The sequence below is a fragment of the Streptomyces cyaneochromogenes genome, from assembly GCF_003963535.1.
GTDB classification, from domain to species: Bacteria; Actinomycetota; Actinomycetes; order Streptomycetales; family Streptomycetaceae; genus Streptomyces; species Streptomyces shaanxiensis.
In genome coordinates this window covers 5,705,819-5,730,425 of the sequence record NZ_CP034539.1, presented here as the reverse complement: position 1 = coordinate 5,730,425, position 24,607 = coordinate 5,705,819, and the positions used below count along the sequence as shown (strand labels likewise).

Here is a 24,607-nt window from a genome sequence, read left to right as displayed (position 1 = left end):
TTGTGCGCGGCCCGGCGCCGCGGGCCGCGCCCGCCCGCCGCGCCCTCAGCGGCAGCCGCATGACGCCAGCGCCGTAGCCGTTCTGTCCAGGGCCGACTGCGCCGCCCCGGGGTCCGTCGTGTTCGTGGCCAGGAAGGCGAAGGACAGCAGGCGGCCGTCCTGGTCGACCACCGTGCCGGCCAGGGTGTTCACGCCGGTCAGGGTGCCTGTCTTGGCTCGGACGATGCCTGCCGCGCCGTCCGTGTAGCGGCTGGTCAAGGTGCCGGTGAAGCCTGCCACGGGCAGGCCCGTGAGGGTGGGGCGGAGTTCGGGGTGGGCCGGGTCGGACGCCTTGGCCAGGAGGGCCGCGAGGAGGCCGGCGGTCAGGCGGTCCTCGCGGTTGAGGCCGCTGCCGTCCTTGAAGACCGCGCCGTCCACGGGGAGTCCGAGCCTCTTCAGCCGGGCCCGGATCGCCTGGTCGGCGCCGTCGAAGTCGGCGCGCTCGCCGCTGGCCACGGCCGTCTGGCGGGCCAGGGCCTCGGCGATGTCGTTGTCGCTGTTGGTGAGCATGCGCTCGACCAGGGCGGAGAGCGGGGGCGAGGAGACCTCGGCGAGGGACTCGGCGCGGTTGGTCGCCTTGGACGGGCCGGGGGACGTGGTCTTGATGCCGTGGTCCGCGAGGAAGGACGCGAACTTGGCCGCAGCGTCCTTCGCGGGGTCGGGCACCCGGCGCACCGGGCCGCTCATGGAGTCGTCGGTGCGGGCCTCGTCGGCCATCAGGGCGGTGACCCGGGCGAGGTTGCCGTTCACCCCGATGGGGTGCAGGTCGGAGCCCGCGTAGAGGGTCGTGTCGTAGGAGAGGGTGACCTCGCGCAGGTCGTGCTTCCTCAGCGCCTCGGCCGTGTCGGCGGCCAGTTCGCGCAGGCTCGCCCAGCCGTCGGCCTCCTTGCGGGCGGTCAGCGTGGGGTCGCCGCCGCCGACCAGGACGAGTTCCTTGGTGTCGGGTTCCAGGGCGGTGCGCGTGGTGAGGCGGTGGTCGGGGCCGAGCGCGGTGAGGGCGGCCGCGGCGGTGACGATCTTCGTGGTGGAGGCCGGGACGAGGGGCTCGGAGGCGCCTTCGCCGTAGAGGCGCTTGCCGGTGGCCACGTCGACGACCGCCGCGCTGCGGGTGCCGAGCTCCGGGGCGTCCAGGAGCGGGCCCAGGACGCCGGCGAGAGCCTTGCCGTTCGGGGCCGCCTTCACGCTGCTGGTGCCGCCGCCCAGGCCGGTGAGGACGGAGGCCGCGCTGGGGGCGGGAAGGGGCGCGTGGCCTGCGGTGCCGGAGGTGTCCGACGTATCGGCATTACGGCCGTGATCTGCGCCACCCGTGCGCTCCTGGGCGGCCGCCCGGTCCCGCTCGGCCGTACGCTGACCGGTGGAGTCCCAGGGGCCGGCGGCGGTCACCACTCCGGCGGCCAGCGCCAGTCCGGCGGTGGTGGCGCCCGCGGTGTACTGCCAGGTCTTCGGCTTGCGTGTCCGCGCGGCCTGCGGTGAGACGGCTCGGACAAGCCGTGCGACCCGGGGTTTCGCGGCCGTCGCGGTGCGTTCGAGACGTGGTCGTACGGCCTCGGCGGCCCGAGCCAGACTCGGTCGAACGGCGCCCGCGAACCGCGTCACATGCGGTCTCGCGGCTCGCCAAGGCCTCAGCTCTGGCACGAACACCAGCCCCTTTCGCGATCACACACCTGCGTGAGGGACACTTAACCACCAGAACTATGTGCTGATCATGGAGGAGCCACCGGTGGAGTTCGACGTCACGATCGAGATCCCGAAGGGTTCGCGGAACAAGTACGAGGTGGACCACGAGACCGGTCGGATCCGCCTGGACCGTCGCCTCTTCACCTCGACCGCCTACCCGACCGACTACGGATTCGTCGAGAACACCCTCGGCGAGGACGGCGACCCGCTGGACGCGCTGGTCATTCTTGACGAGCCGACGTTCCCGGGCTGCCTCATCAAGTGCCGCGCGATCGGCATGTTCCGGATGACGGACGAGGCCGGCGGCGACGACAAGCTGCTGTGCGTCCCGGCGACGGACCCGCGCCAGGAGCACCTGCGTGACATCCACCACGTCTCCGAGTTCGACCGCCTGGAGATCCAGCACTTCTTCGAGGTCTACAAGGACCTGGAGCCCGGCAAGTCCGTCGAGGGCGCCGACTGGGTGGGCCGTACGGAGGCCGAGGCGGAGATCGAGCGGTCCTACAAGCGCTTCAAGGACCAGGGCGGCCACTGAGCCGCCGGTGGCTCTCAGCCACGTGAACGGGCTGTACGCGCGTGCGTGCAGCCCGTTCGTGTGTCTGTGCGCATACTGAGTGCGGCAGGAGGTGTCGTACAGGGAGTGCTACGCACGTGACGGACGCGGAGGACCGCAAGCCGCAGTCGGACGAGGCGAGGATGGCTTTCACGCCGCCCGCCGGCGTCGAGGTGGGGGACAGTGAGTCGGAGACGACGTCCGAGTTCGCCCTTCCTCAGGGGCTGGGCGTACCGCAGGCGCCGGTCCACGAGCCCGAGGGATCGGCGTTCAGCACGCCGCGCGGCTACAGCGTCGAGGACGCCCCGCCCGCGTTCACACCCGCCGGCGGCATACCGCGGATCAGCCTGACCAAGGACCTGCCCTGGCAGGACCGGATGCGCACGATGCTGCGCATGCCGGTGGCGGAGCGGCCCGCGCCGGAGCGGATGCCGAAGGCGGAGGAGGAGGGTCCGGCCGTCCCGCGCGTGCTCGACCTGACCCTGCGTATCGGCGAGCTGCTGCTGGCCGGCGGTGAGGGCGCGGAGGACGTGGAGGCGGCGATGTTCGCGGTCTGCCGGTCCTACGGCCTGGACCGCTGCGAACCGAACGTCACCTTCACCCTGCTGTCGATCTCGTACCAGCCGTCGCTGGTGGACGATCCGGTGTCGGCGGCACGTACGGTCCGGCGGCGCGGCACCGACTACACGCGCCTGGCGGCCGTCTACCAGCTCGTCGACGACCTCAGCGACCCGGAGAGCCACATCTCCCTGGAGGAGGCCTACGGGCGCCTCGCGGAGATCCGCCGCAACCGGCACCCGTACCCCACCTGGGTGCTGACGGGGGCGAGCGGGCTGCTCGCCGGGGCGGCCTCCGTGCTGGTCGGCGGTGACGTGATCGTCTTCGTCGCGGCCATGGTGGGCGCGATGCTCGGCGACCGGCTGGCGTGGCTGTGCGCGGGGCGTGGGCTGCCGGAGTTCTACCAGTTCACGGTGGCCGCGATGCCGCCGGCCGCGATAGGCGTCGCGCTGACGCTGACGCACGTCGACGTGAAGGCCTCCGCGGTCATCACCGGTGGGCTGTTCGCGCTGCTGCCCGGGCGGGCGCTGGTGGCGGGCGTGCAGGACGGGCTGACCGGGTTCTACATCACCGCGTCCGCGCGACTGCTCGAAGTCATGTACTTCTTCGTCGGGATCGTCGTCGGTGTGCTGGTGATCCTGTACTTCGGCGTGAACCTCGGCGCCCAGCTCGACCCCGACGCGGCGCTGAACATCTCCCACCGGCCGTTGTGGCAGATCGGGGCGTCGATGCTGTTGTCGTTGACGTTCGCGGTGCTCTTGCAGCAGGAGCGGTCCACTGTGCTGGCCGTGACCCTCAACGGGGGTGTCGCCTGGGTCGTGTACGGCGCGCTGCACTACACCGGTGAGCTCTCGCCGGTCGCCTCCACGGCTGTGGCGGCCGGGCTGGTGGGGTTGTTCGGGCAGCTGATGGCGCGGTATCGGTTCGCGTCGGCGTTGCCGTACACGACGGCGGCGATCGGGCCCCTGTTGCCGGGGTCGGCCACGTATTTCGGGCTGTTGTCGATCGCGCAGAACAAGGTGGACGCGGGGCTGGTTTCGCTGGCCACGGCTGCGTCGTTGGCCATGGCCATCGCCATCGGGGTGAACCTCGGGTCCGAGATCTCCCGGTTGTTCCTGCGGATCGGGTCGCCGGAGAAGCGGCGGGCCGCCAAGCGGACGCGGGGATTCTGAGCGCCTACCGACTCGATACGGCCCCGCGCCCCTGAGAGGGCTTTCAGTAACCCTGGTTCGGCGGGTACTGCTGGTTCTGCTGGCCGCCGTAAGGCTGCTGCCGGCCGTAGCCCTGCGGGTACTGCTGGGCGTACGGCTGCTGCTGGGGCTGCTGCTGGCCGTAGTACTGCTGGTCGTAGCCGTAGTGTCCGTCGCCCTGGTTGCCGTACTGCTGGTGGTCCTGGTCGCCGTACGGCTGCTGCTGGGGCTGGTCCTCGGACGGGATGCGGCGGAGCTGGGTCGTCGCGTCGTCCATCCTCATGTGCTGCTGCTGGGCGGGGGCCGGGGCCTGGGCCGCCTCACGCTTCTTCTTGGCGCGCTCCCGCAGGTACTCGATGATGATCGGGACCACGGACACGAAGACGATGAGGACGAGGATCGCCTCGACGTTCTTGTTGATGAAGTCGATCTGGCCGAGCCAGTAGCCCGCGAGGGTGACGCCGGTGCCCCAGGCGATGCCCCCGATGACGTTGTACGTGAAGAACGTGCGGTACTTCATGCGGCCGGCGCCCGCCACGATGGGGGCGAAGGTGCGCACGATCGGCACGAAGCGGGCGAGGACGATCGCCTTCGGGCCGTACTTCTCCATGAACTCGTGGGCCTTGTCCAGGTTCTCCTGTTTGAAGAGCTTGGAGTTGGGGCGGTTGAAGAGCTTCGGGCCCAGGAACTTGCCGATCATGTACCCGACCTGGTCGCCGATGACGGCGGCCAGGACGATGAGGGTGCAGACCAGCCACAGGGGCTGGGTGATGTACTGCCCCTGAGCCACGAAGAGGCCCGCCGTGAAGAGCAGCGAATCGCCGGGCAGGAACGCGAAGAGGCCGGACTCGGCGAAGACGATCAGCAGGATGCCGGGGAGACTGAAGGTCTCGATCAGGTAGTTCGGATCGAGCCACTCGGGGCCGAGCGCAAGCGTGGTCACGGGATCGTGGCTCCTGCGGGGGAAGGGGCGGGCGGGTCGTGCTGACTGCTCAAATTATCAACGCTGCACTGGACGCCCAGGTTCCATGGACCCGTTCAGGATGCACTGTGCCTCCGCTGGGACAAAGCTGTGAGTCATGGGCATCGAAGAGTACGGCGGCGGGCAGGGACCCCAGCCCGACGTTCTGGTAGTGACCACGAACGACGTTCCCGGCTACCGGGTCACCGAGGTCATCGGCGAGGTCTTCGGACTGACCGTGCGTTCCCGGCATGTCGGCAGCCAGATCGGCGCCGGGCTGAAGTCGCTGGTCGGCGGTGAGCTCAAGGGGCTCACCAAGACGCTCGTGGAGACCCGCAACCAGGCCATGGAGCGGCTCGTCGAGCAGGCACGCGCGCGTGGCGCCAACGGCGTGCTGGCGTTCCGCTTCGACGTGACCGAGGCGGCCGACGTGGGCACCGAGGTGTGCGCCTACGGGACCGCGGTGGTCCTGGCCCGGGAGTGACCCGTACGGGGTCCCGGGCCAGGAGCCTCAAGAGGAGTGCCGGGCGGAGTTGGCGAGGATCGCGTCCCTCAGGTAGACCGCGAGGCCCGGCTTGGCCTGGTCGATGTTCTGGGTGAACCGCTCGTCGGAGACGTACATCTCGCCGAGGCAGGCGTGCATCTCGTACCCGCAGTCGTAGTGGTTGCGGGCGATCCCCTGGCGGTGCTCCTCGGCGGCGTCCATGGCCGCCTCGGAGTCGGCCGGCTCACCGGCCTCCATGAGCGCGACGAAGCGGCGGGTGAGGTCGTCGGCCTCGCGCTGGATCCGCTGCCAGTCCTCCTTGGTGTACGAGGCGGCGCGCTGCTGTGACTGCCGGTAGGCGTCGGTGTTGCCCCACCGTTCCTGCACCTCCTCCTCGTACTGGTCCGGGTCGAAGTCCCCGAACACCTCGAACTTCTCCTCCGGCGTCAGGTTGATGCCCATCTTGCGTGCCTCCATGGCGTGCTCCACGGCCACCGCCATCTTCTGCAGCTTCTCGATCCGGGCGGTCAGCAGTTCGTGCTGCCGGCGCAGGTGTTCGCGCGGGTCCGCGGCCGGGTCGTCGAGCAGGGCGGCGACCTCCTCCAGAGGGAAGCCGAGCTCGCGGTAGAACAGGATCTGCTGCAGCCGGTCGAGGTCGGCGTCGCTGTAGCGCCGGTGGCCCGCGTGGCTGCGCTCGCTGGGCACGAGCAGGCCGATGTCGTCGTAGTGGTGCAGGGTGCGCACCGTCACCGCGGCGAAGCCGGCGACCTGTCCCACGGAGTAGCTCACTTCCGCTCCCTTCTCGGTACGCACCCCACAGTGGGTCCTCACGCGACGTGAGGTGCAAGCCCGGCCGCGCGGACCTACCGTCGTAGACATGCCACTGCATCGTGGGGACAGCGAAGCACCTGACGACAAGGGCGACAGGCGCAGGCTCGCCGTCAACCCGTTCTACGGCGAGGCGAACCCGGCCGGCGGCATGACCCAGGCCCCGCCCAGGCACCGGCTGCCGGACTCTCCCCTGCCGCCGTCGACGGCGTACCAGCTGGTCCATGACGAGCTGATGCTGGACGGCAACTCGCGGCTCAACCTGGCCACCTTCGTCACCACCTGGATGGAGCCCCAGGCCGGGGTGCTGATGGGCGAGTGCCGGGACAAGAACATGATCGACAAGGACGAGTACCCGCGCACCGCCGAGCTGGAGAAGCGGTGTGTGGCGATGCTCGCCGACCTGTGGAACGCGCCCGACCCCTCGACGGCCGTGGGCTGCTCCACCACCGGGTCCAGCGAGGCGTGCATGCTCGCCGGAATGGCGCTCAAGCGGCGCTGGGCGCGGCGCAACGCCGACCGGTACCCCGGCGCGCGCCCCAACCTCGTGATGGGCGTCAACGTCCAGGTGTGCTGGGACAAGTTCTGCAACTTCTGGGAGGTGGAGCCCCGCCTGGTCCCGATGGAGGGCGAGCGGTTCCACCTCGATCCGCAGGCCGCGGCCGAGCTGTGCGACGAGAACACCGTGGGGGTCGTCGGGATCCTCGGCTCCACCTTCGACGGTTCGTACGAGCCGATCGCTCAGCTGTGCGCGGCCCTCGACGCCCTCCAGGAGCGGACCGGGCTGGACGTCCCGGTGCATGTCGACGGCGCGTCCGGTGCCATGGTCGCGCCCTTCCTCGACGAGGACCTGATCTGGGACTTCCGGCTGCCGAGGGTGGCCTCGATCAACACCTCGGGGCACAAGTACGGGCTGGTCTACCCGGGGGTCGGCTGGGCGCTGTGGCGGGACCGGGAGTCGCTGCCCGAGGAGCTCGTGTTCCGCGTCAACTACCTGGGCGGTGACATGCCCACCTTCGCGCTGAACTTCTCCCGGCCGGGCGCGCAGGTCGTGGCGCAGTACTACTCGTTCCTGCGGCTGGGCCGCGAGGGGTACCGGGCCGTGCAGCAGGCCTCGCGGGAGGTGGCCGGGAAGGTCGCCGGGGCCGTCGAGGAACTCGGCGACTTCCGGCTGCTGACCCGGGGCGACCAACTGCCCGTCTTCGCCTTCACCACGGCCCCCGACGTCACGGCGTACGACGTCTTCGACGTCTCCCGGCGGCTGCGCGAGAAGGGCTGGCTGGTCCCGGCGTACACCTTCCCGCCCAACCGCGAGGACCTGTCCGTCCTGCGCGTCGTCTGTCGCAACGGGTTCTCCGAGGACCTCGCCGAGCTGTTCGTCGAGGACCTCGGCCGGGTCCTGCCGGAGCTGCGCCGGCAGCCGCACCCCCTGACGCGGGACAAGGGGGCGGCCACCGGCTTCCACCACTAGGGCCTGTCCTGGGTGGCCTGGGTGTCCTGGGTGCCGCTGGTGGCCGTCAGCGGCTCAGGCGGGCGAAGCGCCGTACCGCGAGCGGGAAGAACACCGCCAGGAGTGCCAGCGGCCATACGATCGCCGGTACCACGTGCTCCGTGCCCGTGCCGCCGAACAGGTCGCGCGCCGCCGTCGCCGTGTGGGACATCGGGTTCCACTCGACGACCTTGCCGAGCCAGCCGGGCATCGCCCCGGGGAGGGCGAGCGCGTTGGACAGGAAGCCGATCGGCCAGACCAGGATCTGCACGGCCTGCACGAGCTCCGGCTTACCGGCCACCAGGGCCAGATGAATGCCGATCCACAGCATGGCGAAGCGGAAGAGCAGCAGGAGGCCCAAGGCGCCCAGGAAGGCCCCCGGGCCGCCGTCCGCACGCCAGCCCAGCGCGTACCCGACCCCCATGAGGACGAGCAGGGCCAGCGCCGACTGGAGCATGTCGGCGACCGAACGGCCCACCAGCACCGCGCCGTTGGCCATCGGCATGGACCGGAAGCGGTCGATCACCCCCTTGTTGAGGTCCTGGGTGACCGCGATCATCGTGCCCTCCAGCCCGAACGCCATGGTGAGCGCGAGCATGCCGGGCAGCAGATAGTCGATGTAGGAGCCCTGGACGCCCCGGCCGCCGCCGATGAGGTAGCCGAACATCAGCAGCAGCATCACCGGGAAGATCAGGTTGACCACGACCTGCACGGGCTGCCGCGCCCAGTGGGCGAGTTCGCGGCGGGTCATGGTCCAGGAGTCGGTCAGGGCGTAGGCGTTCGTGCTCATGCGGCCTCCTTCACTCGGCGGTCGTCCCCGGTGAGGTGCAGGAACACCTCGTCCAGCGTCGGGCGGCGCAGCGCGACGTCCTCGGCCTCGATTCCGGCCTTCTCCAGGGCGTGTACGACGCCGGAGAGCGCCGCCATCCGGTCGGTGACCGGGGCGCTGAGCAGGCGGCGGTCGGGGTCGACGGAGATGTCGTCCTTCGCTATCGGCAACAGGGCCACCGCCGCGCCCAGTTGGCCGGCGTCGCGCAGGACGACGTCGATGCGGTCGCCGCCGGTCAGCGCCTTGAGTGCGTCGGCCGTGCCGTCCGCGATGACGCGGCCGGCGTCGACGACCGAGATGCGGTCGGCGAGCTGGTCGGCCTCCTCCAGGTACTGGGTGGTGAGCAGGACCGTGGTGCCGCCGCCGACCAGGGAGCGGACGGCGGACCAGACCTCGGCGCGGCCGCGCGGGTCGAGTCCGGTGGTGGGTTCGTCCAGGAAGAGCACCTCCGGGTCGGTGATGAGTGAGGCCGCCAGGTCCAGTCGTCGGCGCATGCCACCGCTGTACTGCTTGACCGGCTTGCGGCCGGTGTCGGCGAGGCCGAAGCGCTCCAGGAGCTCACCGGCCCGCACGCGCGCGTGGCGGGCGCCGAGGTGGTAGAGGCGGCCGAACATCTCCAGGTTCTGCTGTCCGCCCAACTCCTCGTCCAGGGCCGCGTGCTGGCCGAGGAGGCCGATGCGCAGGCGCACCTCGTACGCCTGCCGGACCACGTCGTGCCCGGCCACCTCGACCCGGCCGCCGTCCGGCCGCAGCAGGGTGGACAGGATCCGGACCAGGGTCGTCTTGCCCGCGCCGTTCGGGCCGAGCACCGCGTGCACGGTGCCGCGGGTCACCTGCAGGTCGAGCCCCTCCAGGGCTGGCTTGGTGCCATAGGTCTTGCGTGCGTCCTCGACGGTGATCGCCGTGTCGGCCACGTGCCGCTCCCTCGCTAGTCAAACTTGACTACAAGCTCGAAGCTAGTACCCCGGGACACGCTTAGTCAAACTTGATTAGCGGTCATCCTCCGAATGCCGCTCCCCCGTCGCGTACGGGTTCTCCTGGTCCTCGGCGAGGATCCCGACGAACGGGTCGCCCTCACCGGAGAAGGTGTAGGCGCCGCCCCGGATGCGTGCGATGAGACCGCGGGTCCACTCGGCGCCGGTGTCGGCGGAGTGGACCCAGAAGTTCATGATCTCGCCGATGTGGCCGAGCTGCCCCGGCCCCTCCTCGGGCGTGTAGTACTCGGTGACGGCCTTGCGCCACCCCTCGATACTGCGCACCCGCTCCTCGAGGAGGGCGAGGACCTCCTCGCGGTCCAGGTCGACCATGAAGCCGAGCGCGGCGGTGAGGACGTCGGGCCGCTGGTCGTAGCTCGTGAGGTACTGCCGGACCAGCCCGAGATATTCCTCGGTGCCCTTCTCGGTGATCTCGTACTCCGTACGCGGCGGACCGCCCGCCGTGGACGGCGCGATCTCGTGGGCGTGCAGCAGCCCCTGCTTCGCCATCTGCTTCAGGGCGTGGTAGATCGAGCCGGGCTTGGCGTTGGACCACTCGTGCGCGCCCCAGTACTCCAGGTCGTTGCGCACCTGGTACCCATGGGCCCGCCCGTGCTGCCGGACCGCGCCGAGCACGAGGAGACGGATCGCTGACATGCTGTCCAGATTAGGACGGCACAGCCCCGGGGTCGGCGTCAACCCCGGGAAGCGGCCCGTGGTCGGCTCAGAACGGGAAGCCGCTGCGCCCGTGCTGTACCGAGATCCACTTCGTCGTCGTGAACGCGTCCAGCATCGTCTCGCCGTTCAGGCGGCCGAGGCCGGAGTGCTTCTCGCCGCCGAAGGGGACGATCGGCTCGTCGTGCACCGTGCCGTCGTTGACGTGGAACATGCCGGTGTCGATCTGCTTGGCGAAGGCGACGCCCCGCTCGATGTTCCCGGTGTGGACGGCGCCGCTCAGGCCGTACGGGGTGTCGTTGACCAGACGTACGGCCTCCTCCTCGCCGTCGAAGGGGACGAGGAAGGCGACCGGGCCGAAGACCTCCTGCTTCAGCAGGGGCGAGTCGGCCGGGAGGTCCGTGAGGACGGAGGGCCGCACGAGGTTGTCCGTCGTCGTGCCGTGCACCAGGGCCGTCGCGCCGTCGGCGATCGCCTGCTCGACGGTGGCCGAGATCGCGTCCGCCTGGGAGGAGTTGATCACCGGGCCGATGACGGTCTCGGGGTCGCGCGGGTCGCCGGCCTTGAGGGTCTTCACCTTGGCGACGAACTTCTCGGTGAACTCCTCGGCGACCGACCGGTCCACGAGGACGCGGTTCGCGGCCATGCAGACCTGGCCCTGGTGGACGTACCGGCTGAAGACCGCCGCGTCGACCGCGTAGTCGACGTCGGCGTCGTCGAGGACCACCAGCGCGCTGTTGCCGCCGAGTTCGAGGACCGAGCGCTTGAAGTGCGAGGCGCAGACGGTGGCGACGTGGCGGCCGACCTTGTCGGAGCCGGTGAAGGAGATGACCTTCGGGACCGGGTGCTCGATGAAGGCGTCGCCGATCTCCGCGATGTCCGTGATGACGACGTTCAGCAGACCGGCCGGGAGCCCCGCGTCCTCGAAGATCTTCGCCACCAGGGAGCCGCCGCAGATCGGGGTGTTCTGGTGCGGCTTGAGGACCACGGCGTTGCCGAGCGCGAGGGCCGGGGCGACCGACTTGAGGGAGAGGAGGAAGGGGAAGTTGAAGGGGCTGATGACGCCCACCACACCGACCGGGACGCGGTAGACGCGGTTCTCCTTGCCGTCCACCGGAGAGGGGACGATCTTCCCCTCGGGGCGCAGGGCCAGGTGGATCGCCTCGCGCAGGAACTCCTTGGCGAGGTGGAGTTCGAAGCCCGCCTTCAGCCGGGTGCCGCCGAGCTCGGCGGTGATCACCTCGGCGATCTCCTGCTCACGGTCCTCGATCAGACGCAGCGCCTTCTCGAAGACGGAGCGGCGGGCGTACGGATTGGTCGCGGCCCACTGCTTCTGGGCGCGGGCCGCCGCCTCGTAGGCCTGATCCACCTCGTCGACCGTGGCTATGGTGATCGATGCCAGCTTCTCGCCGTCATACGGGTTGAAGTCGATGATGTCCCAGGAGCCGGTGCCCGGGCGCCACTCACCGTCGATGTACTGCTGAGCCAGGTCGGTGAAGTACGACGACATGTGATCCCTCAATCCCTAGCAGACGCCCGATCGACTTGATCCGATCGACTTGACCGTCATCACGATCGCCCACCGTGATCGTCTTCACGGTCTGATCACACGTCATCGTACTTGTGTTTCAAGAGAGTTGAAGGAGTCCCCGGAGAAGATCCCGGCTCTCGTCCAGCCCCGGACTGTCCTGCTGAAGCTCCTTCAGCGCCCGCTCGTACTGGGCGACGTCCTCGTGCTTGTCGAGGTAGAGCGCGCTGGTGAGCTGCTCCAGATAGACGACGTCCGAGAGGTCGGACTCCGGGAAGCTGAGGATCGTGAAGGCGCCGGACTCTCCGGAGTGGCCGCCGAAGCCGAACGGCATGACCTGCAGCCGCACGTTCGGATGCTCGGAGATCTCGATCAGGTGCTGGAGCTGACCGCGCATCACCGCGCGGTCGCCGTAGGGCCGGCGCAGGGCGGCCTCGTCCAGCACGATGTGGTACTCGGGGGCGTTCTCGGCGACGAGGTACTTCTGCCGCTCCAGACGCAGCGCCACGCGGCGCTCGACGTCCGCCTCGCTCGCGCCCTTCATACCGCGCCGCACGACCGCGCGGGCGTAGTCCTCGGTCTGCAGCAGACCGTGCACGAACTGCACCTCGTACGCCCGGATGAGGCTGGCCGCGCCCTCCAGGCCGACGTAGGTGGGGAACCAGCTGGGCAGGACGTCGGAGTAACTGTGCCACCAGCCCGCGACGTTGGCCTCGCGGGCGAGGGAGAGGAGCGAGTTGCGCTCCGCCTCGTCCGTGATGCCGTACAGCGTCAACAGGTCCTCGACGTCGCGCGTCTTGAAGCTCACCCGGCCCAACTCCATCCGGCTGATCTTCGACTCGGAGGCGCGGATCGAGTAACCCGCAGCCTCGCGCGTGATCCCGCGCGCTTCCCGCAGTCGCCTCAGTTGCGAGCCGAGCAGCATGCGCCGCACCACCGATCCGGGCTCTCCCGCGCTCACGTTCGCCAGCCTCCCCAACCGTCTTCAGGGCCCGCAGTCTGCCACTAAATCACTTCGAGCAGTACTCGTCCGATTACAGAGACGGAAAGAAGCCAAGGATTCCGCTCACGAAGATGACAGCGGAAGACAAGGAGAGGGCGTGAAGTTGGCGGAAAAAATGGCCAACAAGCGGTACGGGAGCGTCCAATTCGGTCACGTGCACGTGCATCTGCCCTTGCATCTGCTCTGCGCATCCGAAACCATGGTCCCGCGCAACCGCTGCATCGCAACGACCGCGAATTCCCGGGAGTGCCTCGCATGGGGACGAATGGATCGACCATGCTCGAGCCGTTACGGCAGGGCCTTCCGCCGCTGGATCCCGCAGCCGTGTCCAACGCCGCCTCCTGTGCGCTGCCCGCCCGCTACGAAGCGGTGCGCGAGGCACGGAAGTTCACCCGGCGCACCCTTGACCAGTGGGAACTGGGCTATCGCTTCGACGACGTCTGTCTCGTGGTCTCGGAGCTCGTGACCAATGCGCTGCGCCATGCGCTGCCGGCGGGCGCGCAGCGCGTACCCGAGCAGGCGCCGCCCGTCCGGCTGCATCTGATGCGGTGGACGGAACGGCTGGTGTGCGCGGTGCGCGATCCCAGTGACGACAGTCCGGTCGCGCGCGACTCCGACGACTTCTCGGCGGAGTCCGGGCGGGGTTTGTTCCTCGTCGACTCCTTCAGCGACAGCTGGGGGTGGCATCCGCTGGCGGGAACGCTCAGCGGCAAGGTGGTCTGGGCCCTGTTCCGGCTGCAGGCGGCCGGGTCGCCGGGGGCGGCTGCCGGTCCGGTCGAATGACGAACCGCAGCGTCGAGTGACGCTGCGGTTCTACGCGCGTTACTGCGCGTAAGATCCCGATTGCCCCGGGTTGCACCGGCGGGGCGTCGGCCTCAGCCCGCGACCAGGTGGTCGAATTCGCCGTCCTTGATGCCGAGGAGCATCGCCTCGATCTCGGCACGGGTGTAGACGAGGGCCGGGCCGTCCGGGAAGCGGGAGTTGCGCACGGCCACGTCGCCGCCGGGAAGGCGGGCGAACTCCACGCAGGAGCCCTGGGAGTTGCTGTGCCTGCTCTTCTGCCAGGCCACCCCGGTCAGAGCCGTGGCTGCCATGCCGTTGTACACGTCGCGGTCCACAGGTCGCTCCCCGGCGGTGCAGTGGTGTTGAGGTGCAGTGGTCAAACTGCTCCCGGATCATAGCTCTGTTCACGTGCAGCTGCATGAGCAGATGCACGTGCACGCGGGGTGTTCCTGCGGTTACTCCTGTGACGTACGCGGCCCTACATGCGTTCCAGCGCATGCCCATGGGATCGCATCACATGCGTCCTGCTTCCCGCGGACGCTCCGAATCCCCCGTGCACAGGAAGAGACGCGTTCCGCGGCGTTGTTGTTCCAAACCCCAAGTGTCCTTCCGGTTGGGGAGGTTGACCGAAGGGGCCTCAGCGGTCCGCGTACGGCAACAGGGCCATCTCGCGGGCGTTCTTGATGGCCGTGGCCAGTTGTCGCTGCTGCTGGGCCGTCACCCGGGTGACCCGGCGGCTGCGGATCTTGCCGCGGTCGGAGATGAACTTCCGCAGGAGGTCGGTGTCCTTGTAGTCGACGTAGGTGATTCCGGCCTGGTCCAAGGGGTTGGGGCGGGGCTTGGCCGGCTTGCGGTCGGGCTTGCGGGGCATGGGGTCAGACCTCCAGGAGGGTGTCGAAGGCGGGCGGGAGTTGTTTCCAGGCGTCGCGGCCGGCGGCGTACTCGGCGTCCGTGAGCAGGCAGGACTCGAGGAGCTCGGCGAGGCCGTCCCGGTCCAGGCCGGGGGACGTGAAGACCAGGTGCTGGCAGCAGTCGCCGTGCTCGGGGTGCCAGTCCAGTGCGGCGGCGGCCCGGCGGACCGGCGGGACCATGTCCCAGGCCGCGTCGGGCAGCGAGGCGAGCCAGGGGCCCACGCTCTCCACGCACAGGGCGCCGCCCGCCGCGTCCCAGTGCAGCAGTACGTCCGGTTTGTCGGCGAGCCAGAACCGGCCCCTGCTGCGCGCGGCCGCGCAGGTGATGTCCTCCAGCGCCTCGTAGAGCCGCTCCGGGTGGAAGGGGCGGCGCCGGTGCCAGACGAGGGTCGAGATGCCGTGCGCGTCCGCCTCGGCGGGGAGCAGGGCGCACGCCGGGTGCTGGGCCGCGGCGGCCGACTCGACGTCGAAGCCGGCCAACGCCGCCTGCGCGAGAGGGGTGAGCGGACGGCGCCGCGGGGCCGGCACCGTCAGGTCGTCGGCGGGGGCGGTCGCCGGGTCACCGTGGCCGATCGGGACCCGGCGGGCCGTCGGGTGGAGCTGGGCCAGCAGCTCGCGGTCCTCGTCGTCGGCCTCCGGGGAGTCGGCGACGGCCAGGACCGGGGCGTACTCCAGCTGGCGGGCGAAGGTGTCGGCGACCGTGCGCTGGTCCGTCGCCGCGGCCGCGAGGCCACGCTCGGCCAGGTCGTCGCCGTTGCCCAGGTAGGGCAGCACGAGCGCCGGGTCGACCGCGGTGATCACGCCGGTGACCCGGAGCCCGCCGGCCGTGACGACCTCGGCCATCGCCTTGGGCTCCACGGAGTCCCAGAGCTCGACGATCGCCATACGGGTGCCGCCCGCGTCCCGGATCCGGATCAGTTCCGGCACCAGGTCCTCGCGCAGCGCGCAGCAGGCGCAGTCGTTGACGAGGGGCGCCTCACCGGCGCTCACGAGGCCGGCGGCGTCACGGATCGTGCGGACGACCGTGCCGGCGGCGGCCGTCGCCAGGTCGTGGTGGAGTACGACGCTGTCGGGAACGTCGGCGAGCAGGTGCGCGACCGCCGCCTTGCGGGCGTCGGTGTGCAGCCCGCCGACGATCACGACGGAGAGACCGGACATCACGGCCACCTCGTCAGCCCTGCTTCCCGTAGCGGCGCTCGAAGCGCTCCACGCGGCCGGCCGTGTCCAGGACGCGGGCCGTGCCCGTGTAGAAGGGGTGGCTGACGTTCGAGATCTCGACGTCGACGACCGGGTAGGTGTTGCCGTCCTCCCACTCGATCGTCTTCTCGCTGGTCATCGTCGAGCGGGTGAGGAAGGCATAGTTCGCGGCCCGGTCCCGGAAGACGACCGGGCCGTAGGACGGATGGATTTCCTTGCGCATGGTGGTGCTCAGCGCTCCTCTCGGAAGTCGACGTGGCGGCCGACGACCGGGTCGTACTTGCGCAGGGTCATGCGGTCCGGGTCGTTGCGGCGGTTCTTGCGGGTCACATAGGTGAAGCCGGTGCCGGCGGTGGACCGGAGCTTGATGACCGGCCGGAGTTCGTTGCGTGCCATGCTGCTATCTTACTGAAAATGAATTCCATTAACAGCAGCGACTGAGGAGAGGTTCGTCACCGTGTCCGCCCACTGCATGCTGACCGGCGCCCAGCCCGGCTTCGGCAACACCATTTCCCACTCGCACCGGCGGACTTCCCGCCGCTTCGACCCCAACATCCAGACCAAGCGCTACTGGCTGCCCAGTGAGGGCCGGCATGTGCGGCTGCGGCTCAGCGCCAAGGGGATCAAGACGGTCGACGTCATCGGAGTCGAGGCGGCCGTCGCCCGTATCCGCGCCCGAGGAGTGAAGGTCTGATGGCCAAGAAGAGCAAGATCGCGAAGAACCGGCAGCGGCAGGAGATCGTCGCCCGGTACGCGGCGCGGCGGGCCGAGCTGAAGGAGATCATCCGGCGGCCGTCGTCCAGTGACGCCGAACGGCTCGCCGCCCAGCGCGAGTTGCGCGGGCAGCCCAGGGACGCCAGCGCCACGCGTGTCCGCAACCGGGACCAGGTGGACGGGCGGCCGCGTGGCTACTTCCGTACGTTCGGGCTGTCCCGGGTGAGCCTGCGGGGGCAGGCGCATGCCGGGTATCTGCCGGGGGTGCGCAAGGCGTCCTGGTAGGTCGGGCGGGTGGTGGGGCGCCGACAGGACTCCCTGGTAACTTGCTGCGGTCGTTTCGGCCATGTCGGCCGATTCGGCCGTATGCCGACCGCTACAGCTTGGGAGCTTCCAGTGACCTCGGCGACTTTCTCGCGTACGCGCACGATGCCGGGCCGGCGGATGCGGGTCACGGCCGTGGCCGCGGCCCTGGCGGGTGCGTTCGCCCTCACCGCCTGCAGCGGCGACGGCGGCTCCGACTCCGACGCCACCCCCACGGGCGACTCCGGTCCCAGCGCCTCCGCGTCGGCCAGTGCCGACACGGGCGGCGGTACGGGAGGGTCGGGTTCCGCGGCCGGTGGCCTGGAGGGCAACTGGCTCGCCACGACCGACGGCAAGGCCGTCGCGCTGGTCGTCACCGGCAAGGAGGCCGGGCTCTTCGCGACCGGCGGGACCGTGTGCAGCGGGACCGCCGGTGAGGAGGACGGGATGCGGATGATCCGGCTCAAGTGCAGTGACGGCAGCAAGGACCGGGCGATCGGGATGGTGGACTCCGTCGGCAAGACCTCGCTGAAGGTGACCTGGGAGGGCGGCCTGGGCGCGGAGACGTACACCAGGGCGGAGGGCGACGCGCTGCCGACAGGGCTGCCGACGGCCGGTCTGGGATCGTGAGGTTTGATTCGGGGACTGCACGCGATCTCCGACGTCACTCCCTGAAGGACTCCATGCGCGCCACCTCCCTCACCGTCGCCGCCCTCGCCGCGGCCCTCCTGCTGACCGGCTGCGACGGCGGCAACGACACCGCCGACGCCGACAGCGGCAAGGAAAGCAAGGCCGCCTCCGCCTGCGCCGACCAGCTGGCCGTGGAGTTCGGGCCGGCCAACGCCGCCCCCGCCGCCGGGGACACCGGCAACGTGCCCGTCACCGTCACCAACCGCAGCGGTGCCAAGTGCGTCCTGGACGGGCTGCCCGGCGTCGAGCTCGACGCGGGCGACACCGTGGCCACCGTCGCGCCCGACGAGGCCGCCGCGACGGGGAAGACGACCCTCGCGAAGGAGGCCTCCACCTCCTTCACCCTCACCTACGTGCGGGGCGAGGGCGGCGGTACCAAGAGCCTCGCCGTGAAGTCGGTGAAGATCTCGCTGCCCGGGGCGGCCGAGCCGCACAGCTTCAAGTGGTCGTACGGCGACATCGCGCTGAAGAGCGACGGGCAGACCCCGGACGCCTCGGTGACCGGTTTCCAGCAGTCGGGCGACTGACGCGGTTGCGGCGCCCCGGCCGCTGACGCGGCTCAGCGCAGCGGCCGTCGGGCCTTCGTCCGGGCCCGGTCGGCCGCCTCCGAGCCCTCCACCCAGCCCGCCTCGTCGCTGACGCCGCGCAGGCGGGTCGTGGTCGTCTCCGGGAACATGCGGTCCAGGCGCTCGGTGACCGCCACCTCGCGGGAGGCGAGGACCGGGAGCAGGTCCTGGGTCACCTGCGTCCGAGCGGCGGCGGTCAGGTGGGTGCCGATGCGGTGGGCGTAGGCCGCCAGGAACGACTGCCGGAAGGTCTTGGTGCGCTTGCGGCCGCCCGCGCGCTGGGCCGCCTCCGCCTTCGTCATCGCGGTCTGGGCCTGCACGAGAAGCGAGGTGTAGAGAAGCTCGACCGCCTCCAGGTCGGCCTCGAAGCCGACGACCGTGGAGAAGCCGAAGGGTTCGTTCCACACGGCGCGGCAGTGGTTGGCGGTCGCCACCGCGTCCAGCAGGACGGCCTTGGCCTGCTCGTACGGCGGTTCCACACCGATCCGGCAGGCACCGGGCGCGTCCTTCGGGGCGTGGTCGCTGGTCGGGAGCAGCGCGTCGTCGATGCTGTGCCGGGCCATCAGCTCCTGCGCCTTGGCGGTGAGCGCCTCCGCCTCCTCGGGGAAGCCGGTCGCCTCCGCCTTGGCCAGCAGCGCGCGGATGCGGGTGAGCATGCGGGACTCGGGCCCGGTGGCCCGGGTGGCCGGTGCGGCCGCCTGGTCCAGGGCTTCCAGCGTGGGCAGGCGCAGCAGGAGGCGGTACAGCTCCAGGACGGCGGTCGCGTGCGAGAAGCGGTCCGTGCGGGGCGGGGCCTCGGCGGGCAGGTCGTCGAGCTGGGCGTTCCAGCGCGGGCCGCGGGGGCCGTCGTCCGGCTGCTGTGCTCGGATCAGCGCCGCGAGCAGTCGTACGTGCACGTCGTCCAGGTCGCGCCGCACGAGCCGTACGACATCGGCCGGCTGCCAGCCGCGCCGCCAGGCGGCCGCCACGAACTCCTGTCCGCGACGGGCGAGTTCGGCGTCCGCCGCGGTGTCGGCGGCGAGGAGGGATGCGCCGGTGTCGAGGGCGGTGTGGCCGGTGGCGTAGAGGGCGGCCTCGAAGGCTCGGTCGACCGTGCTGGGCGTGCTCACCACAGGATCGTAATGAAACGAGCCCGTCAACCACGGGTTGACGCCTCGGGATCGTCAACCTACGGTTGACACATGTCGACGAACCCGAGCATCACGTCATCCGTACGACTCGACGAACTCATCGCGGCCATCAAGAAGGTCCACGACGAGCCCCTCGATCAGCTCCAGGACGCGGTGATCGCCGGTGATCACCTCGGTGAGGTGGCCGACCATCTGATCGGCCACTTCGTGGACCAGGCCCGGCGGTCGGGTGCTTCCTGGACCGACATCGGCCGGAGCATGGGCGTCACGCGGCAGGCCGCGCAGAAGCGGTTCGTGCCGAAGGAGTCGATCGACCTCGATCCGCAGCAGGGCTTCGGCCGCTACACGCCGCGTGCCCGGGGCGCGGTGATGGCCGCCCACAACGAGGCCATCGCGGCACGCAACGCCGAGGGCCGCCCCGAGCACCTGGTCCTCGGACTGCTGGCCGACCCGGACGGCCTGGCCTCGAAGGCGATCACGGCGCAGGGCGTCCTCCTGGACTCCGTGCGCCAGGCCGCGACCGCCGCGCTGCCGCCCGCCGCCGACGAGGTTCCAGAACTCATCCCGTACGGCTCCGACGCCAAGAAGGTCCTGGAACTCACCTTCCGCGAGGCGCTGCGCCTCGGCCACAACTACATCGGCACCGAGCACATCCTGCTGGCCCTGCTGGAGTTCGAGAACGGCACCGGCGTCCTGTCCGGCCTCGGCCTCTCCAAGGAGGCGATGGAGGCGTACGTCGTCGAACTGCTCTCCCAGTTCCTGAAGAGCGGTGAGGAGACGACGCTGAAGACGGCCGACGGACAGGGCGAGGTACGGGGCGGGGAACAGGGCGAGAAGCAAGGCTGAGGGCGTTGTCAGACCCGGGTGCCACACTCGCAGCATGACCGACCGGTGGGCGCTCGCTCCGGCCGAGGACGGCGGCGTGGAGATCGCCCCCCTCGGTCCGGACGGGCTGCCCGCGGGGCCGGTGCGGTGGGAGGCGGACGCGGCCGAGGCCGTGCGGGGGCGGCCGGAGGTCGCGCGGTGGGTGTGGCGGTCCACCGCCGAGGTCTATCCGCGTCTGCTCGCCACGGGGGTGCGAGTCGAGCGGTGCTACGACATCGAGGACGCCGAGACGCTCCTGCTCGGTCACGAGGGGCGGTACGGCGAGCCGAGGTCGGCCGCCGCCGCCCTCGCCCGGCTGCGCCGCCGCCCCGTACCGCCCGACCCGCCCCTGCGCGCCGCCGAACCCGGCTCGCAGTCCCCGCTCTTCGAGCCGCAGGCGGTCCATGTGCCGCTCGCCGACCTCGTCGAGGTGTACGCCGACCAGCAGCGTCGGCACGGGGCGACCGCACACCCGGAGCGGATGCGGCTGCTGACGGCGGCCGAGTCGGCGGGCATGCTCGTCGCCGCCGAGATGAACCGGGTCGGGCTGCCCTGGAGCGCCGAGGTGCACCGCCGGGTGCTGCACGAACTGCTGGGTGAGCGGTACGCCGGGGGCGGGGAGCCGCGCCGGCTGGCCGAGCTGGCGGACGAGGTGTCGGCCGCGTTCGGGCGCCGGGTGCGGCCCGATCTGCCCGCGGACGTCGTCAAGGCCTTCGCGCAGGCCGGGATCAGGATCAGATCGACGCGCCGCTGGGAGATCGAGTCCCTCGACCATCCGGCCGTGAAGCCGCTGGTCGAGTACAAGAAGCTGTACCGCATCTGGGTGGCGCACGGCTGGTCCTGGCTGCAGGACTGGGTGCGGGACGGGCGGTTCAGGCCGGAGTTCCTCGCGGGCGGGACGGTCACCGGGCGGTGGGTGACCAACGGCGGGGGCGCGCTGCAGATTCCGAAGGTCATCCGGCGTGCGGTGGTCGCCGACCCGGGCTGGCGGCTCGTCGTGGCCGACGCCGACCAGATGGAGCCGCGGGTGCTCGCCGCGATCTCGCGTGATCCCGGGCTGATGGAGGTGGCCGGGCGGGAGACCGACCTCTACCAGTCCGTCTCCGACCGCGCCTTCTCCGGCGACCGCGATCAGGCCAAGCTCGCCGTGCTGGGCGCCGTCTACGGGCAGACCTCCGGCGACGGACTCAAGAACCTCGCCGCGCTCAGACGCCGTTTCCCGAGAGCGGTGGCGTACGTCGACGAGGCGGCGCGGGCCGGGGAGGAGGGGCGGCTCGTGCGGACGTGGCTGGGGCGGACGTGTCCCCCGGCCGCCGGGGCGTCGGACGACGCGGCCGAGGAGGCGGGGATCCCGACACCGCAGGCGCGGGAGGAGTCGGCCGACGGCTCCGGGCCGCAGGAGTGGGTGCCGGGCTACGCCTCCACCAACGCCCGCGCCCGGGGCCGCTTCGCCCGCAACTTCGTCGTCCAGGGCAGTGCCGCCGACTGGACCCTGCTGCTGCTCGCCGCGCTGCGGCAGACCTGTGCGGGCATGGCGGCCGAACTGGTCTTCTTCCAGCACGACGAGGTGATCGTGCACTGTCCCGAGGAAGAGGCCGAGGCGGTGGTGACGGCGATCCGCGAGGCGGCTGAGCTGGCCGGGCGGCTGACGTTCGGGGAGACGCCGGTGCGGTTTCCGTTCACCACGGCGGTGGTGGAGTGTTATGCCGACGCCAAGTGATCGAGTGTCAAAAAACACCTTTGGCCAGTTGTTGGCGTTCCGTCAACATGGCTTAATCTCACTACATCGGGTCCGGCCCGACGGTGCGTGCGTACGACGCGCAGCTCGGGGGAGCGTCGCCGCCGTGGCCGGATCCGGGGGCGCGTGTGGGTCCCGGTCGTCAGAGGTGAACGACCGGGGCCCGCGTCCCGTCCGTTGACGGGCCTGGTCAGATGACCGGGGGCCGCCCCAGCCGGCAGAGCCGCCACACCGTGCGCCAGCGCATGGGGCGTCGCTCGCCCGCCGGTTCCCGTAGGCCTTCCAGGAAGCCGCCGAACCAGGCGCGCAGGCCGGCCGGCGAGCGGTTGCGGGCGAGGGTGAGCAGGATCCAGATGCCCAGGTGGACGGGGACGAGGGCGAGCGGGAGCCGGCGGCGGGTCAGCCAGACGCGGTTGCGGGCGGTCACGCGGTAGTAGATGGCGTGCCGGGCGGGCGAGGTCTTCGGGTGCTGGAGGAGGAGTTCGGGGGCGTAGAGAATGCGCCAGCCGGCGTCGGCCGCCCGCCAGGCCAGGTCCGTCTCCTCGTGGGCGAAGAAGAACTCGGCGGGCCAGTCCCCGGTTTCGTCGAGCATCGCCATGCTCAGCGCGTGCCCGCCGCCGAGGAAGCCGGTGACGTAACCGCCCCGCAGCGGATCCGACTTGCCGATCCTCGGCACGTGCCGCTGCTGTGTCTCGCCGTGCTCGTCGGCGATGCGGAAGCCGACGATGCCGAGCCGGTCGTCGGCGGCGTACAGGTCGCGTACGCGGCGCAGTACGTCGGCGTCGACGAGGAGCCCGTCGTCGTCCAGGTCGACCACGACGTCGACGTCCCCGAACTCCCGCAGCCGCGCGAGGGCCGCGTTGCGCCCGCCGGGGCAGCCGAGGTTCTCGTCGAGCTCGATCGGCGTGACCTCGCCGGGCAGGCCCAGCCGTTCGGCGAACTCGGGAAGCGGGCAGCCGTTGCCGACGATGACGATCCGGGTGGGGGCGAGGTCCTGCTTGGCCACGGACTCGAGCAGCGCGTCGACCTCGGCGGGGCGGTTCCCCATGGTCACCACGGCGACGGCGATCCTCGGTTCCGTCATGTCCAGCCCTCATTCCGTCACTTCGCCCCGGCCACGGCTTCCGGCGGATGCTAGTCGTTCACTGCAGGGACGTCTTGAGTACGCCGATTTGTATGACGGACGGCGGTCACACGCGGCTGCTCCCTGTGCCGTACGCCACAGCGGCATGGGAGCGGGCAGGACCGGACAATGGTGAGGGTGGGCCGTGCTGAGCCGGCCGCGGGGGACGGGGGTTGTGGTGAGCCAGGTTCTGTACAGCGAGCAGTCGTGGAATCCGCTGGCGCGGACCGTGGAGTTGACCGAGGACCGGCTGCGCAGGGGTGGCAGGACCACACCGTCGAGTGAGCTGAACTTCGGCGCCATGGCCGAGGCGTTCCAGCGCGGGTGGTGGCTCGGGGGCGGTGGGGCGGAGCGCCCGCTCCAGCGGTTGGCGGCGGGGACCGGGATCGTCCCCGTCACCCGCGTCACCGGCACCGCCACGCCGGTGCGGGTGCGCCGGGCCGCCGAGTTCGCCCACAGGCTGGGTGAGCTGGCGGTCTGGCGGTGCGGCGGGCCGGACCAGGTGGCCGCTCTGGGGGCCCGGGCCCGGGCCGAGGGCGTACCGCTGTGGATCGCGCGGCGGTTCGCGCCGGGGCCCGCCGGGCCGGTCACCGTCGCCGTGGACCGGCGTCTGGTGCGCGTGGACGTATGGGGTCCGTACGCTCCTGTCGTACGGCTCCGGGCGCCCCGCGGCTTCCGGGCCGACGCCTCCGAACCCTCCAAGGGCCTGCGTCTGACGGTCGGCGAGGTCACGGCGCAGCTCAGCCTCAAGAAGAAGCTGCGGAAGTCGAAGAGTTCCGTGGAGGTGTGGCTGCCCGGGCAGTACTGGGTGCTGCGGCGGGAGAACGCGGTGAGTTCGTGGCTGCTGCGCAACGAACAGCGCGTCGCCCTGCTGACACGCCCCCCACGCCGGCCGGTGCTGGAGCAGGGCTCGGTCCTGCTGCCGCTGTCCCCCGTGCGGTACGAGAGCCCGGACCCGCTGGACGCCGTCATGGCGCAGGTCTTCGCCGTCGCCTTCGGGCTGGGGGACACCACGGGCCTGGCACGGTTCCGGTCGCAGCGGCGCCCGGTGAACGAGGGTGAGCCCCTCGCCGCCGACGAGTGGTGGGACCGTGCCTGGTTCAGCAACCTCGGGCAGGGCGGCGACGACAACGAGCCCGGCGGCGGCGACGGCTGGGGGTCGGACGGCGGCAGCAGCGGGGACAGCGGTGGGGGCGACAGCGGGGGCGGTGACGGCGGGGGCGGTGGCGGGGGCGGGGGCGGGGGCGACTAGGGAAGCCGGGTCCCGATACCGAGCCTCGCCGCCGACACGCACATCCGGTCACGTACGCCGGTTCTCCCGGCGCCGTACGAACTTCAGGCCTGACCAGTCCTCCCCCAGCGCCGCCACCTTCACGTCGACCACGCCGAGCGGGAGGAAGAGGTCGCGCAGGGAGTTCTCGGTGATGTCGCTGACGTGCCCGGCCGCGCGGCGGGGCCAGGCGAGCCACAGCATGGCGTCGTCGGCGAGGTCGTCGACCAGGGCGGGGGCTTCGGTGACGAGGTCGGCGTAGGACCGGTAGAAGGCGACGGCGACGTCCGCGCCCCGCGGGCTTCCCTCGGCCACCTCGCAGCCTTCCGGCAGGCCCGGGATGTCCCAGTGGGCGGGCGCGTGTCGGAGCCGGAGACGGTGGCCCGGCTTGATGCCGATCTTCTTGGCGAGCGGCGTAGCGGAGTGACTCATCGCGCTCATCACCACCATTTCCCTGCACAGGAATCCGACTTGTCCGATTCTCTCGCGCCGCGCACGCGGGAACCGCGAGTAGCAGGTCACCGGCCTCA

General features: G+C 70.9%; 28 protein-coding genes. 12 read left to right on the top strand and 16 right to left on the bottom strand.

Features of this window, described 5'->3' with window-relative positions:
- Positions 1-45: 45 nt before the first annotated feature.
- Complete coding sequence (dacB, locus tag EJ357_RS26045; protein ID WP_175647534.1) at positions 46-1,680, bottom strand: D-alanyl-D-alanine carboxypeptidase/D-alanyl-D-alanine endopeptidase; 1,635 nt, start codon at positions 1,678-1,680, stop codon at positions 46-48.
- Between the two features lie 79 nt (positions 1,681-1,759).
- On the opposite strand from dacB, the gene EJ357_RS26040 reads away from it, so the two are divergent.
- Both EJ357_RS26040 and EJ357_RS26035 read left to right on the top strand, forming a co-directional pair.
- The gene (locus EJ357_RS26040; protein ID WP_015658794.1) at positions 1,760-2,251 is read left to right on the top strand and encodes an inorganic diphosphatase; all 492 of its coding nucleotides are present in this window, start codon (positions 1,760-1,762) and stop codon (positions 2,249-2,251) included.
- A 116-nt stretch (positions 2,252-2,367) separates the two neighbouring features.
- Positions 2,368-3,999, top strand: coding sequence for a threonine/serine exporter family protein (locus tag EJ357_RS26035; protein WP_126394002.1), 1,632 nt, complete (start codon positions 2,368-2,370; stop codon positions 3,997-3,999).
- 43 nt (positions 4,000-4,042) lie between these two features.
- Here EJ357_RS26035 and EJ357_RS26030 read toward each other — a convergent pair whose 3' ends face one another.
- Complete coding sequence (locus EJ357_RS26030; protein ID WP_126394001.1) at positions 4,043-4,960, bottom strand: DedA family protein; 918 nt, start codon at positions 4,958-4,960, stop codon at positions 4,043-4,045.
- Positions 4,961-5,096: 136 nt separating this feature from the next.
- On the opposite strand from EJ357_RS26030, the gene EJ357_RS26025 reads away from it, so the two are divergent.
- Positions 5,097-5,462, top strand: coding sequence for a YbjQ family protein (locus tag EJ357_RS26025; RefSeq protein ID WP_126394000.1), 366 nt, complete (start codon positions 5,097-5,099; stop codon positions 5,460-5,462).
- A gap of 27 nt (positions 5,463-5,489) precedes the next feature.
- Here EJ357_RS26025 and EJ357_RS26020 read toward each other — a convergent pair whose 3' ends face one another.
- On the bottom strand, positions 5,490-6,251 hold the full coding sequence (locus EJ357_RS26020) for a MerR family transcriptional regulator (protein ID WP_126393999.1): 762 nt from the start codon (positions 6,249-6,251) through the stop codon (positions 5,490-5,492).
- An 88-nt stretch (positions 6,252-6,339) separates the two neighbouring features.
- Here EJ357_RS26020 and EJ357_RS26015 point away from each other — a divergent pair, with 88 nt between their 5' ends.
- Entirely contained in the window at positions 6,340-7,761 is a 1,422-nt protein-coding gene (locus EJ357_RS26015) for a glutamate decarboxylase (RefSeq protein ID WP_126393998.1), read from the top strand.
- Positions 7,762-7,807: 46 nt separating this feature from the next.
- Here the strand turns inward: EJ357_RS26015 and EJ357_RS26010 are convergent, their stop codons facing one another.
- The 5 genes from EJ357_RS26010 to EJ357_RS25990 form a co-directional block, all read right to left on the bottom strand.
- Entirely contained in the window at positions 7,808-8,569 is a 762-nt protein-coding gene (locus EJ357_RS26010; protein WP_126393997.1) for an ABC transporter permease, read from the bottom strand.
- Positions 8,566-9,522 carry an ATP-binding cassette domain-containing protein gene (locus EJ357_RS26005; protein ID WP_126393996.1) on the bottom strand — a complete coding sequence of 319 codons (957 nt, stop codon included), beginning with the start codon at positions 9,520-9,522 and terminating at the stop codon, positions 8,566-8,568. Before EJ357_RS26005 ends, EJ357_RS26010 begins: the two co-directional genes overlap by 4 nt.
- 75 nt (positions 9,523-9,597) lie before the next feature.
- Positions 9,598-10,239, bottom strand: coding sequence for a PadR family transcriptional regulator (locus EJ357_RS26000; RefSeq protein ID WP_126393995.1), 642 nt, complete (start codon positions 10,237-10,239; stop codon positions 9,598-9,600).
- 67 nt (positions 10,240-10,306) lie between these two features.
- On the bottom strand, positions 10,307-11,767 hold the full coding sequence (locus EJ357_RS25995) for an aldehyde dehydrogenase family protein (RefSeq protein ID WP_126393994.1): 1,461 nt from the start codon (positions 11,765-11,767) through the stop codon (positions 10,307-10,309).
- Between the two features lie 118 nt (positions 11,768-11,885).
- A complete protein-coding gene (locus EJ357_RS25990; RefSeq protein ID WP_126400042.1) occupies positions 11,886-12,710 on the bottom strand; it encodes a helix-turn-helix domain-containing protein in 825 nt (274 codons plus the stop codon).
- A gap of 333 nt (positions 12,711-13,043) precedes the next feature.
- On the opposite strand from EJ357_RS25990, the gene EJ357_RS25985 reads away from it, so the two are divergent.
- Positions 13,044-13,571, top strand: coding sequence for an ATP-binding protein (locus tag EJ357_RS25985; protein ID WP_126393993.1), 528 nt, complete (start codon positions 13,044-13,046; stop codon positions 13,569-13,571).
- Between the two features lie 92 nt (positions 13,572-13,663).
- Here EJ357_RS25985 and EJ357_RS25980 read toward each other — a convergent pair whose 3' ends face one another.
- The 5 genes from EJ357_RS25980 to rpmG form a co-directional block, all read right to left on the bottom strand.
- Complete coding sequence (locus EJ357_RS25980) at positions 13,664-13,882, bottom strand: DUF397 domain-containing protein (protein ID WP_126400040.1); 219 nt, start codon at positions 13,880-13,882, stop codon at positions 13,664-13,666.
- A gap of 326 nt (positions 13,883-14,208) precedes the next feature.
- Positions 14,209-14,442, bottom strand: a complete 234-nt coding sequence (rpsR, locus tag EJ357_RS25975; RefSeq protein ID WP_126393992.1) for a 30S ribosomal protein S18 — start codon at positions 14,440-14,442, stop codon at positions 14,209-14,211.
- A gap of 4 nt (positions 14,443-14,446) precedes the next feature.
- A complete protein-coding gene (locus tag EJ357_RS25970; RefSeq protein ID WP_126393991.1) occupies positions 14,447-15,640 on the bottom strand; it encodes a CobW family GTP-binding protein in 1,194 nt (397 codons plus the stop codon).
- A gap of 13 nt (positions 15,641-15,653) precedes the next feature.
- Positions 15,654-15,902, bottom strand: a complete 249-nt coding sequence (locus EJ357_RS25965) for a type B 50S ribosomal protein L31 (RefSeq protein ID WP_126393990.1) — start codon at positions 15,900-15,902, stop codon at positions 15,654-15,656.
- An 8-nt stretch (positions 15,903-15,910) separates the two neighbouring features.
- On the bottom strand, positions 15,911-16,075 hold the full coding sequence (rpmG, locus tag EJ357_RS25960) for a 50S ribosomal protein L33 (RefSeq protein ID WP_019753828.1): 165 nt from the start codon (positions 16,073-16,075) through the stop codon (positions 15,911-15,913).
- Positions 16,076-16,136: 61 nt separating this feature from the next.
- Between rpmG and rpmB the strand changes: the two genes are divergently transcribed.
- The 4 genes from rpmB to EJ357_RS25940 all read left to right on the top strand — a co-directional run bounded on the left by rpmB (position 16,137) and on the right by EJ357_RS25940 (position 17,913).
- Positions 16,137-16,373 (top strand): 50S ribosomal protein L28, encoded by a 237-nt coding sequence (gene rpmB, locus EJ357_RS25955; RefSeq protein WP_126393989.1) that lies wholly within the window; start codon positions 16,137-16,139, stop codon positions 16,371-16,373.
- Positions 16,373-16,678 carry a 30S ribosomal protein S14 gene (gene rpsN, locus EJ357_RS25950; RefSeq protein ID WP_126393988.1) on the top strand — a complete coding sequence of 102 codons (306 nt, stop codon included), beginning with the start codon at positions 16,373-16,375 and terminating at the stop codon, positions 16,676-16,678. The genes rpmB and rpsN overlap by 1 nt, the downstream gene beginning before the upstream one ends.
- A gap of 159 nt (positions 16,679-16,837) precedes the next feature.
- Positions 16,838-17,326, top strand: a complete 489-nt coding sequence (locus EJ357_RS25945) for a hypothetical protein (protein WP_126400037.1) — start codon at positions 16,838-16,840, stop codon at positions 17,324-17,326.
- A 53-nt stretch (positions 17,327-17,379) separates the two neighbouring features.
- Complete coding sequence (locus EJ357_RS25940; RefSeq protein ID WP_126393987.1) at positions 17,380-17,913, top strand: DUF4232 domain-containing protein; 534 nt, start codon at positions 17,380-17,382, stop codon at positions 17,911-17,913.
- A gap of 32 nt (positions 17,914-17,945) precedes the next feature.
- Here EJ357_RS25940 and EJ357_RS25935 read toward each other — a convergent pair whose 3' ends face one another.
- Positions 17,946-19,061 carry a DUF2786 domain-containing protein gene (locus EJ357_RS25935; RefSeq protein ID WP_126393986.1) on the bottom strand — a complete coding sequence of 372 codons (1,116 nt, stop codon included), beginning with the start codon at positions 19,059-19,061 and terminating at the stop codon, positions 17,946-17,948.
- Positions 19,062-19,133: 72 nt separating this feature from the next.
- On the opposite strand from EJ357_RS25935, the gene EJ357_RS25930 reads away from it, so the two are divergent.
- The gene (locus EJ357_RS25930) at positions 19,134-19,928 is read left to right on the top strand and encodes a Clp protease N-terminal domain-containing protein (protein ID WP_126393985.1); all 795 of its coding nucleotides are present in this window, start codon (positions 19,134-19,136) and stop codon (positions 19,926-19,928) included.
- Between the two features lie 34 nt (positions 19,929-19,962).
- The gene (locus tag EJ357_RS25925) at positions 19,963-21,666 is read left to right on the top strand and encodes a bifunctional 3'-5' exonuclease/DNA polymerase (RefSeq protein ID WP_126393984.1); all 1,704 of its coding nucleotides are present in this window, start codon (positions 19,963-19,965) and stop codon (positions 21,664-21,666) included.
- Positions 21,667-21,874: 208 nt separating this feature from the next.
- Here EJ357_RS25925 and EJ357_RS25920 read toward each other — a convergent pair whose 3' ends face one another.
- Complete coding sequence (locus EJ357_RS25920) at positions 21,875-22,768, bottom strand: glycosyltransferase family 2 protein (protein WP_126393983.1); 894 nt, start codon at positions 22,766-22,768, stop codon at positions 21,875-21,877.
- A gap of 217 nt (positions 22,769-22,985) precedes the next feature.
- Here EJ357_RS25920 and EJ357_RS48455 point away from each other — a divergent pair, with 217 nt between their 5' ends.
- Positions 22,986-24,059 carry a hypothetical protein gene (locus EJ357_RS48455; protein WP_175647532.1) on the top strand — a complete coding sequence of 358 codons (1,074 nt, stop codon included), beginning with the start codon at positions 22,986-22,988 and terminating at the stop codon, positions 24,057-24,059.
- A 48-nt stretch (positions 24,060-24,107) separates the two neighbouring features.
- On the opposite strand, the gene EJ357_RS25910 is transcribed toward EJ357_RS48455, so the two are convergent.
- Positions 24,108-24,518, bottom strand: coding sequence for a DUF3052 domain-containing protein (locus tag EJ357_RS25910; RefSeq protein WP_228472601.1), 411 nt, complete (start codon positions 24,516-24,518; stop codon positions 24,108-24,110).
- Between the last annotated feature and the right edge of the window lie 89 nt (positions 24,519-24,607).

Excerpts from the sequence above, each read along its gene's own strand:
- EJ357_RS26025 (WP_126394000.1), top strand. The coding sequence starts at position 5,097 with ATGGGCATCGAAGAGTACGGCGGCGGGCAGGGACCCCAGCCCGACGTT.
- EJ357_RS26015 (WP_126393998.1), top strand. The coding sequence starts at position 6,340 with ATGCCACTGCATCGTGGGGACAGCGAAGCACCTGACGACAAGGGCGAC.
- EJ357_RS26010 (WP_126393997.1), bottom strand. The coding sequence starts at position 8,569 with ATGAGCACGAACGCCTACGCCCTGACCGACTCCTGGACCATGACCCGC.
- EJ357_RS26000 (WP_126393995.1), bottom strand. The coding sequence starts at position 10,239 with ATGTCAGCGATCCGTCTCCTCGTGCTCGGCGCGGTCCGGCAGCACGGG.
- EJ357_RS25995 (WP_126393994.1), bottom strand. The coding sequence starts at position 11,767 with ATGTCGTCGTACTTCACCGACCTGGCTCAGCAGTACATCGACGGTGAG.
- EJ357_RS25990 (WP_126400042.1), bottom strand. The coding sequence starts at position 12,710 with ATGCTGCTCGGCTCGCAACTGAGGCGACTGCGGGAAGCGCGCGGGATC.
- EJ357_RS25985 (WP_126393993.1), top strand. The coding sequence starts at position 13,044 with ATGGGGACGAATGGATCGACCATGCTCGAGCCGTTACGGCAGGGCCTT.
- EJ357_RS25980 (WP_126400040.1), bottom strand. The coding sequence starts at position 13,882 with ATGGCAGCCACGGCTCTGACCGGGGTGGCCTGGCAGAAGAGCAGGCAC.
- rpsR (WP_126393992.1), bottom strand. The coding sequence starts at position 14,442 with ATGCCCCGCAAGCCCGACCGCAAGCCGGCCAAGCCCCGCCCCAACCCC.
- EJ357_RS25970 (WP_126393991.1), bottom strand. The coding sequence starts at position 15,640 with ATGTCCGGTCTCTCCGTCGTGATCGTCGGCGGGCTGCACACCGACGCC.
- EJ357_RS25965 (WP_126393990.1), bottom strand. The coding sequence starts at position 15,902 with ATGCGCAAGGAAATCCATCCGTCCTACGGCCCGGTCGTCTTCCGGGAC.
- rpmG (WP_019753828.1), bottom strand. The coding sequence starts at position 16,075 with ATGGCACGCAACGAACTCCGGCCGGTCATCAAGCTCCGGTCCACCGCC.
- rpsN (WP_126393988.1), top strand. The coding sequence starts at position 16,373 with ATGGCCAAGAAGAGCAAGATCGCGAAGAACCGGCAGCGGCAGGAGATC.
- EJ357_RS25945 (WP_126400037.1), top strand. The coding sequence starts at position 16,838 with ATGCGGGTCACGGCCGTGGCCGCGGCCCTGGCGGGTGCGTTCGCCCTC.
- EJ357_RS25940 (WP_126393987.1), top strand. The coding sequence starts at position 17,380 with ATGCGCGCCACCTCCCTCACCGTCGCCGCCCTCGCCGCGGCCCTCCTG.
- EJ357_RS25930 (WP_126393985.1), top strand. The coding sequence starts at position 19,134 with ATGTCGACGAACCCGAGCATCACGTCATCCGTACGACTCGACGAACTC.
- EJ357_RS25925 (WP_126393984.1), top strand. The coding sequence starts at position 19,963 with ATGACCGACCGGTGGGCGCTCGCTCCGGCCGAGGACGGCGGCGTGGAG.
- EJ357_RS25920 (WP_126393983.1), bottom strand. The coding sequence starts at position 22,768 with ATGACGGAACCGAGGATCGCCGTCGCCGTGGTGACCATGGGGAACCGC.
- EJ357_RS25910 (WP_228472601.1), bottom strand. The coding sequence starts at position 24,518 with ATGAGCGCGATGAGTCACTCCGCTACGCCGCTCGCCAAGAAGATCGGC.